Annotated in this window: 1 protein-coding gene; it reads left to right on the top strand. The window is 72.6% G+C overall.

What is annotated here, in order from left to right:
* The coding region (locus tag G5C65_RS40200; protein WP_206442183.1) for a type I polyketide synthase at positions 1-9,752 on the top strand (9,752 nt) is incomplete at both ends.

The raw sequence follows: 9,752 nt of genomic DNA, 5'->3' as shown, positions 1-9,752 counted from the left end.
CCCCAGCCCCCTGCTCTCCGACCTCCCGGAAGCAGCCGAAACCCTGCAGACCGCACCGAGCAGCAGCGCCGGTGCCGACTCGGGGCTGCGGCAGCAGCTGTCCGGCGCCACGGTCGCCGAGCGACGCCAGACGCTGCTCGATCTGGTGCGTACGCAGGTCGCCCAGGTCCTCGGCCACACGAGCGCGGAGGCGATCGAACCCGGCCGGGCCTTCCGCGACCTGGGCTTCGACTCCCTGATGGCGGTCGAACTGCGCAACCTCCTGGCCGCACACACCGGGTTGTCGCTGCCGACCACGCTGGTGTTCGACTACCCCAGCCCGGCCGTCCTGGCCGATTTCCTGCTGGCAGAGCTGGTCGGAGACCTCCGGCAGGACTCCGCCACACCGGTGCGTGCCACGGGCGGGGCGTCGGACGAGCCGATCGCGATCGTGGGCATGGCCTGCCGCTACCCCGGCGGGGCCACCTCACCCGACCAGCTGTGGGACCTGGTCGCCGACGCGGCCGATGGGATCACCCCCTTCCCGACCGACCGCGGCTGGCCGGTGGAGGCATTGGAGGCAGCGGCCGGGCTGGGTGGTTTTGTCGACGGCGTGGACGGGTTCGATGCGGGCCTGTTCGGGATCTCGCCGCGTGAGGCGTTGGCGATGGATCCGCAGCAGCGGCTGCTGCTGGAAGCGGCCTGGGAGGCGTTCGAGTCGGCCGGGATGGACCCGCGGTCGGTGAAGGGCCGCAGTGTCGGCGTGTTCGCGGGCGCGTCCTCGTCGGGGTACGGCTTCCATGGTGTTGCCGGTGCCGAGGGGCACTTGCTGTCCGGGACGGCGAACAGTGTGATCTCCGGACGTGTCGCCTACGCCTTCGGTCTCGAAGGCCCCGCAGTCACCGTCGACACTGCCTGCTCGTCGTCGCTGGTCGCGCTGCACTGGGCGGTCCAGGCGCTGCGGTCGGGTGAGTGTGGCCTGGCGCTTGCCGGTGGTGTGACGGTGATGGTGAGCCCGGGTGCGTTCGCCGAGTTCGGCCGGCAGGACGGGCTGGCGGCGGATGGGCGGTGCAAGTCGTTCGCGGCGGCGGCGGACGGGACCGGCTGGGCCGAGGGCGTCGGCCTGCTGCTGGTCGAGCGGCTGTCCGATGCGGAGCGCAACGGGCATCAGATCCTGGCGGTGGTGCGGGGCAGTGCGATCAACCAGGACGGTGCGTCGAACGGCCTGACGGCGCCGAACGGCCCCTCCCAGCAGCGCGTCATTCACCAGGCGCTGACCAACGCCCAGCTGACGGCCGCGGACGTCGACGCGGTCGAGGCGCACGGGACCGGTACCCGCCTCGGTGACCCGATCGAGGCGCAGGCCCTGCTGGCCACCTACGGCCAGGACCGCGGCGAGGACGGCCAGCCGCTGTGGCTGGGCTCGATCAAATCCAACATCGGCCACACCCAGGCCGCCGCAGGTGTCGCGGGTGTGATCAAGATGGTGATGGCGCTGCGGCACGGGATGCTGCCCGCCACGGTGCATGTGGATGAGCCGTCGCCGCAGGTGGACTGGTCGGCGGGTGCGGTGGAACTGCTGACCGAGGCGCGTGCGTGGCCCGAGGTGGATCGTGCCCGGCGAGCGGCGGTGTCCTCGTTCGGGATGTCCGGCACGAACGCGCACGTCATCGTGGAGCAGGCGCCGGACGCGGCGGAGACGCCCGAGCCGGGCTCGGTTTCGCGGGGTGGGCCGTCGTGGGCTTCGGAGGTGACCGCGTGGCTGGTGTCGGGGAAGTCCGAGTCCGCCCTGCGGGCGCAGATCGAGCGGTTGCGGTCCTTCGTCGCCGAGCGGCCGGAGCTGGATGCGGTGGATGTGGGCTGGTCGCTGGCGGTGTCGCGGGCGGCGTTGGAGCACCGTGCGGTGGTGGTGGGGGCGGACCGGGATGAGCTGCTGGCCGGGCTGTCGGTAGTGACGCCCGGTGTGGTGGGTTCTGGTGGTGCGGGTGGCGGTGTGGTGTTTGTGTTCCCGGGTCAGGGGGCGCAGTGGCTGGGGATGGCGCAGGGGTTGTGGGAGTCCTCGGTGGTGTTCCGGGAGCGGCTGGTGGCGTGTGAGGAGGCGCTGGCGCCGTTTGTGGAGTGGTCGTTGACGGATGTGCTGTTGAACGACCGGGGCCTGGAGCGGGTGGATGTGGTGCAGCCGGTGCTGTGGGCGGTGATGGTGGCGCTGGCGGAGGTGTGGCGGTCGGTGGGTGTGGTGCCGTCGGCGGTGGTGGGGCATTCGCAGGGGGAGATTGCTGCGGCGTGTGTGGCGGGGTGGCTGTCGCTGGAGGATGCGGCGCGGGTGGTGGCGCTGCGGTCGAAGGCGCTGGTGGCGGTGGCCGGTGGCGGGGGCATGGTGTCGCTGGCCGCCGGCCGGGAGACGGTCGAGAATGTGGTGTCCGGTTGGGCGGAGCGGGTGTCGGTGGCGGCGGTCAACGGCCCGTCCTCCACCGTGGTCTCCGGCGAGGCCGACGCGCTGGACGAGCTGATGGCCGAGTGCGAGCGGCGCGGGATCCGCGCGCGGCGTATCGAGGTGGACTACGCCTCGCACTCCCCGCAGATGGAGCAGCTGCGCGAGCGGATCCTGGCGGATCTGGACGGGCTGTCGGCGGTGGCCGGGCCGGTCCCGATGCGCTCCACGCTGACCGGTGCCCCGGTCGAGGGTCCGCTGGATGCGGCGTACTGGTTCGACAACCTGCGCTCCACGGTGGAGTTCGAGGACGCGGTCCAGTCGCTGCTGGCGCAGGGGATGCGTACGTTCATCGAGGTCAGCGCACACCCGGTGCTGACGGTCGGTATCGAGGAGACGGTGGAGGCGTCCGGCACCGAGGCCGCTGTCCTGGGCACCCTCCGCCGGGACGAGGGCGGCATGCGGCGTCTGCTGTCCGCCCTCGGCGCGGCGTGGACGGCCGGGGCCGCCGTCGACTGGTCCACCGTGCTCACCGGCCGTCAGGTCCCGCTGCCGACCTACGCCTTCCAGCGTGAGCGGTTCTGGCCGGACGTACCGTCGCTGTCGGTCCAGGGCGCTGTGCAAGCGGCCGACCCGGCCGAGTCCGCGTTCTGGGACGCCATTGAGCGCGGTGACCTCGACGAGGTCGCCGACGCCCTGCAGCTGTCCGACGCGCCGCAGCTGCTGGGCTCGGTACTGCCGGCGCTGGCGTCGTGGCGCCGGGAACGGCGGCAGCGCTCCGTCATCGACACCTGGCGCTACCAGGTGGGGTGGAAGCCGTTGGAGAGTGTGCCGACGGCATCACTGTCCGGCACCTGGCTGGTGGTGGGCGACGCGGACGGGGACCTGTCGGCGGCCCTGACGGGTGCGGGTGCCGAGGTGGCGGGCCTGCCGGTGGGCGCGGCGTCGGACCGTGCCGGTCTGGCGGAGCAGTTGACCGCCATACCTGATGTGTGCGGTGTGGTGCTGGTGGCCGGAACAGAGCGCGGCCCGGTGACCGGCTCGGCGGTGACCGGTGAACTCACCGTCCTGGCGGTGCTGCTGCAGGCGCTGGGCGACGCCGGGATCGGCGCGCCGTTGTGGGTGGTGACCCGGGGTGCGGTGGCGGTGGGCCGCTCGGATCAGCTGGAGGATCCGGTGCGGGCGGCGGTGTGGGGCCTGGGCCGGATCGCGGCCCTGGAGTACCCGCAGCGCTGGGGCGGCATGATCGACCTGCCTGCGTGCGTGGATGCGCGCTCGGCGGGTCGGCTGACGGCGGTCCTGGCCGGCGTCGGTGCCGAGGATCAGGTAGCGGTGCGCGCGTCGGGTGTGTTCGGTCGCCGGCTGACTCGGGCACTGCCGGTTGCCTCGGAGGCGGAGTCGTGGGAGCCGTCGGGAACGGTGCTGGTCACGGGTGGTACCGGTGCGTTGGGTGCGCAGGCGGCCCGGTGGCTGGCCGGGCGGGGCGCGCCGCATCTGGTGCTCACCAGCCGCAGCGGGGTGGCGCCGGACGGACTGGTCGAGGAACTGGCCGGGCTCGGTACGCAGGTGAGCGTGGTGGCATGCGACGTCACCGACCGGGCCGCGCTGGCTGCCGTGCTGGCCGGTGTTCCGGAGCAGTGGCCGCTCACCGGCATCGTCCACGCCGCCGGTGTCGGGCATGCGCAGCCGCTGGAGCAGGCCGACCGGGATACGACAGCGGCGGTGGTGGCCGCGAAGGTCGACGGGACGGTGTACCTGGACGAGCTGAGCGCGGAACTGCCCCTGGAGCTGTTCGTGGTGTTCTCCTCGGGCGCCGCCGCGTGGGGAAGCGCCGGGCACGGCGCGTACGCCGCGGGCAACGCGTTCCTGGACGCCTGGGTCCAGCACCGCCGCGACCGCGGGCTGCCCGGTACGTCGATCGCGTGGGGGCCATGGGACGGCGCCGGGATGGCGCTCCAAGGCGACACGCGGCAGCTGCTGAGCCGGCGCGGGCTGTCGCCGATGGACCCGGAGTTGGCGATGCGTACGCTCGCGGCAGCGATCGACGCCGAGGAGTCGGGGCTGGTCGTCGCGGATGTGGACTGGTCGGCGTTCGCGCCGTCATTCACCGCGGCCCGGCCGAGCCCGCTGCTCGCCGAGCTGCCGGAAGCCTCGCCCCCGGCGGAGCCCGCCGGCACCGGCGGCGGCACGGAGGAGGCGCCCAGGCTGCTCGCCGGGGTACCGGCCGCCGAGCAACGGCATGTGCTGCTGGACCTGGTGCGCACGCATGCGGCACAGGTGCTGGGGCATGCGGGCGCGGAAGCCGTCGAGCCGGGCCGGGCCTTCCGCGACCTGGGCTTCGACTCACTGATGGCCGTGGATCTGCGCAACCGGCTGCAGACGGCCACCGGTCTGCGCCTGACGGCCACGCTGGTGTTCGACTACCCGAACCCGTCGGTTCTGAGCGATTTCCTGCTGGCGCAGTTGGCCGGAGACGTTCAGCAGGACGCGGCACCGCCGGTGCAGTCCATGGGCGCGGTGTCGGACGAGCCGGTCGCGATCGTGGGCATGGCCTGCCGCTTTCCGGGCGGAGTCACCTCACCGGACCAGATGTGGGCGCTGGTCGAGGGCGGGGTGGACGGCATGTCGACGTTCCCGACGAACCGGGGCTGGCCGGCCGAGGTGCTCGGTGGCGCCGCCGGAGTCGGCGGGTTCGTCCACGACGCCGACCAGTTCGACGCCGATCTGTTCGGGATCAGCCCGCGTGAGGCGCTGGCGATGGATCCGCAGCAGCGGTTGCTGCTGGAAGCCGCGTGGGAGACGTTCGAGTCGGCCGGCGTACAGCCCCGGGCGCTGCACGGGTCGCAGACCGGGGTGTTCGTGGGCGGCAACGTGTCCGGGTACGGCGCGGGCACCCAGCTGCCGCAGGGCGCGGAAGGGCACTTGCTGACCGGCAACGCAACGAGCGTGATCTCGGGCCGTGTCGCCTACACCTTCGGGCTCGAAGGCCCCGCGGTGACCGTGGACACCGCGTGCTCGTCCTCGCTGGTCGCCCTGCACCTGGCCACCCAGGCGCTGCGCGCCGGCGAATGCTCACTGGCGCTGGCCGGCGGGGTGACGGTCATGGCCAACGCGGGCGTGTTCGCCGAGTTCGACCGGCAGGGCGGACTGGCGGCCGACGGCCGGTGCAAGGCGTTCGCGGCCGGGTCGGACGGGATGGGCTGGGGTGAGGGCGTCGGCCTGCTGCTGGTGGAACGGCTCTCGGACGCCCAGCGCAACGGGCACCAGATCCTGGCGGTGCTGCGGGGCAGCGCGGTCAACCAGGACGGCGCGTCCAACGGGCTCAGTGCGCCGAACGGCCCCGCCCAGCAGCGCGTCATCCGCCAAGCGCTCGCGAACGCCCGCCTCACCACGGCCGACGTGGACGCGGTCGAGGCGCACGGCACCGGCACCCGCCTCGGAGACCCGATCGAGGCGCAGGCGCTGCTGGCCACCTACGGCCAGGACCGCGCCGAGGACGGCGAACCGCTGTGGCTCGGGTCGGTCAAGTCCAACATCGGCCACACCCAGGCCGCCGCCGGTGTCGCCGGTGTGATCAAGATGGTCATGGCCCTGCGGCACGGCCTCCTGCCCGCGACCCTGCACGTGGACGAGCCGACACCGCAGGTGGACTGGTCAGCGGGTGCGGTGGAGCTACTGGCCGAGGCCCGGCACTGGCCCCTGGCCGACCATCCGCGCCGGGCGGGTGTGTCCTCCTTCGGGATCAGCGGCACCAACGCCCACCTCATCCTGGAGCAGGCCCCGGAACCGGAGCCGGTGCCGGAACCGGTGCGCGGGACTGCGCGGGCCCACGCGCCGGGGTCGGTGCCCTGGGTGGTCTCGGCGAAGTCCGAGGCCGCGCTGCGGGGGCAGGTGGAGCGGCTGCGGTCGTTCGTGGCGGAACGGCCGGAGCTGGACGCGGTGGACGTCGGCTGGTCACTGGCCACGACACGGGCCGAGCTGGAGCACCGTGTGGTCCTGGCCGACGGGGACGTGCTCGCAACTGGTGTCGCTGGCGAGGGCCGGTTGGCGTTCCTGTTCACGGGGCAGGGCGCGCAGCGTGCGGGCATGGGGCTGGGGCTGTATGAGGCGTTCCCGGTCTTCGCCGAGGTGTTCGATGCGGTGTGCGCGCGGCTGGATGTGCGGCTGGAGCGTCCGCTGCGTGAGGTGCTGGCCGACGGTGTCGGTCTGGAGGGCACGCTGTGGGCGCAGGCGGGGTTGTTCGCGCTCGAAGTCGCCCTGTACCGGCTGGTGGAGTCGTGGGGCGTGGTCCCGGATGTGCTGCTGGGGCACTCGCTGGGCGAGATCACCGCCGCGCATGTGTCGGGGATTCTCGATCTGGACGATGCCTGCACCCTGGTCGCGGAGCGTGGGCGTTTGATGCAGGCACTGCCGTCCGGTGGCGGGATGCTGGCGGTGCAGGCGACGGAAGCTGAGGTCGCCGACTCCGGGCTGGATGTGGCGGCGGTCAACGGCCCGCGCTCGGTGGTGCTCTCCGGTGACCTCGACACCGTCAACAGCTATGCGGCCGAGTGTGCGGCGCGGGGCTGGCGGGTCAACGTCCTGACGGTGTCGCACGCGTTCCACTCGGTGCTGATGGAACCGATGCTGGACGAGTTCGCGACCGTCCTGGCCAGGCTGACCTTCCACCCCGGACGCATCCCGATCGTGTCGAACCTGACGGGCGCGGTCGCCGAGCCGGGGTTGATGCAGGAGCCGGAGTACTGGCTGGACCAGATCCGCCGGACCGTCCGCTTCGCCGAGGGCGTCACCGCCCTGCAAACCATGGGCGTGACCGCCTGCCTGGAACTGGGCCCGGACGGCGTGCTCTCCGGCATGGCCCAGGAGACCGCCGCCGATGCGGTCTTCGCCTCAGCCCTCCGTAAGGACCGGGACGAGACCGACACCACCCTGACCGCGATCAGCCGCCTGTGGACGTCCGGTGTCGAGGTCGACTGGGCGAAGGTGTTCACCGACTGGGGCGGCCGGGTGGTCGAGCTGCCCACCTACGCCTTCCAGCGTGAGCGGTTCTGGCCGGAGCCGTCGGTCAGTCCGGCCGTGGGTGACAGGGCCGACTCGGCGTTCTGGGACGCGGTCGAGCGAGAGGACCTGGAGGAACTGGCCGGTCTGGAAACGGCGCTGCCCGCGCTGTCCGCATGGCGCAAACGTCACCGGGAACGCTCCACCCTGGACTCCTGGCGCTACCAGATCACCTGGAAGCCCCTGACCGACTCCCCCACCGCACCCGCCCTGTCCGGCACCTGGGCGGTCATCGGACAGGAGGAAGCGGACGTCTCCGCGGCCCTGTCCGCGGCCGGTGCAACAGTGGTGAACCTCCCAGCCGAAGAGGCCGCGCAACTGCCCGACGTGGCCGGGGTGGTGCTGCTCGCATCCGGCTGGGCGGACACGCTGGCCGCGGTGCAAGCACTGGGCACGGTCCCGGCACCGCTGTGGGTCCTCACACGGGGCGCGGTCACGGTGGGCCGCTCGGACCGGCTGGACCACCCCGACCAGGCCACCGTATGGGGCCTGGGCCGGGTCGCGGCCCTGGAACTCCCGCAACGCTGGGGCGGCCTCATCGACCTCCCCACCCACCTCGACACCCGAGCCGGAACCCGACTCGCAAACATCCTGGCCGACGGCAGCGAAGACCAGACCGCAATCCGCGGAGCCGGAACCTACGGCCGCCGCCTCACCCGCGCCGTTGCGGCGGCTCCGGTCGATGAACAGTGGCGGCCCTCGGGCACCGTCCTGATCACCGGCGGCACCGGTGCCCTGGGCACACGCACCGCCCGCTGGCTGGCCGGACGAGGTGCACCGCATCTCGTCCTCACCAGCCGCAGCGGAACAGCTCCCGACGGCCTGATCGAAGAGCTGACCGACCTCGGCGCGCAGGTGACGGTCACCGCGTGCGACGTCACCGACCGGGACGCCCTGGCCACGGTGATCGACGGTATGCCGGAGCAGTGGCCGCTGACCGGCATCGTCCACACTGCCGGGATCGAGAATGCGCAGTTGCTGGAGCAGACCACGGCTGAGGCGTTCGCGGAAGTGCTGCGCGCCAAGGTCGAGGGCACAGTACTGCTGGACGAGCTCACCCGGGACCTGCCACTCGATCTGTTCGTGGTGTTCTCGTCGACCGCTGCGACCTGGGGCAGCGGTGGCCAGGGCGCGTATGCGGCCGGGAACGCGTTCTTGGACGCATGGATCCAGCACCGCCACGGCCGCGGACTCCCCGGCACCTCCGTGGCCTGGGGCCCGTGGGCCGGGGCCGGGATGGCGGTGCGGGGTGAGACCGAGCAGGCTATGCGCCGGCTCGGGTTGTTGCCGATGGATCCGGCTTTGGCGATTGAGGCTCTGGCCTCGGCGGTGGATAGCGGCAAGCCGTGTGCGACGGTCGCCGATGTGGACTGGCCGCGGTTCGCTCCGGCCTTCACCTCGGTCCGTCCCAGCGCCCTGCTCTTGGACCTCCCGGAAGCGGCCGGTGCCCTGGAGGCCGCCCCCGGCACCGCCGGTGCCGGGCCGGAGCTGCTGCAGCAGCTGTCCGGCTCCACGGGTGTGGAGCGGCGGCAGATGGTGCTGGATCTGGTGCGTGCGCAGGCCGCGCAGGTCCTCGGCCACACGAACGCAGAGGCGGTCGAACCCGGCCGGGCCTTCCGCGATCTGGGCTTCGACTCCCTGATGGCGGTCGAACTGCGCAACCTCCTCGCTGCTCGTAGTGGGTTGTCGCTGCCGGCCACGCTGGTGTTCGACTACCCCAGCCCGGCCGTCCTGACCGACCACCTGCTGGCGGAACTGGTCGGGGACCTCCGGCAGGACTCCGCGACGCCGGTGCCCGCTGCGGGCGGGGTGTCGGACGAGCCGATCGCGATCGTGGGCATGGCCTGCCGCTACCCCGGCGGGGTCACCTCACCGGACCAGCTGTGGGACCTGGTCGCCGGCGGGGTCGATGGGATCACGCCGTTCCCGGACGATCGCGGCTGGCCCGAGGCAGTCAGTCGGGTCACCGATGTGGGTGGCTTCGTTCACGACGCGGACGGCTTCGATGCGGGTCTGTTCGGGATCTCGCCGCGTGAGGCGTTGGCGATGGATCCCCAGCAGCGGCTGGTGCTGGAGGCGGCGTGGGAGGCGTTCGAGTCGGCCGGGGTGGACCCCCGGTCGGTCAGGGGCCGCGGGGTCGGGGTGTTCGCGGGCGCCTCCTCCTCCGGGTACGGCGCGGGCATGCACCTGCCCCCGACAGCCGAGGGTCATTTGATGACCGGCACGGCGAACAGCGTCATCTCCGGCCGCATCGCCTACACCTTCGGCCTGGAGGGCCCCGCCG

It is taken from the genome of Streptomyces boncukensis (assembly GCF_011045075.1).
Lineage (GTDB): Bacteria > Actinomycetota > Actinomycetes > Streptomycetales > Streptomycetaceae > Streptomyces > Streptomyces boncukensis.
Note: the sequence above shows the minus strand (reverse complement) of the source record. Positions and strands in the feature narration are given on the sequence as shown.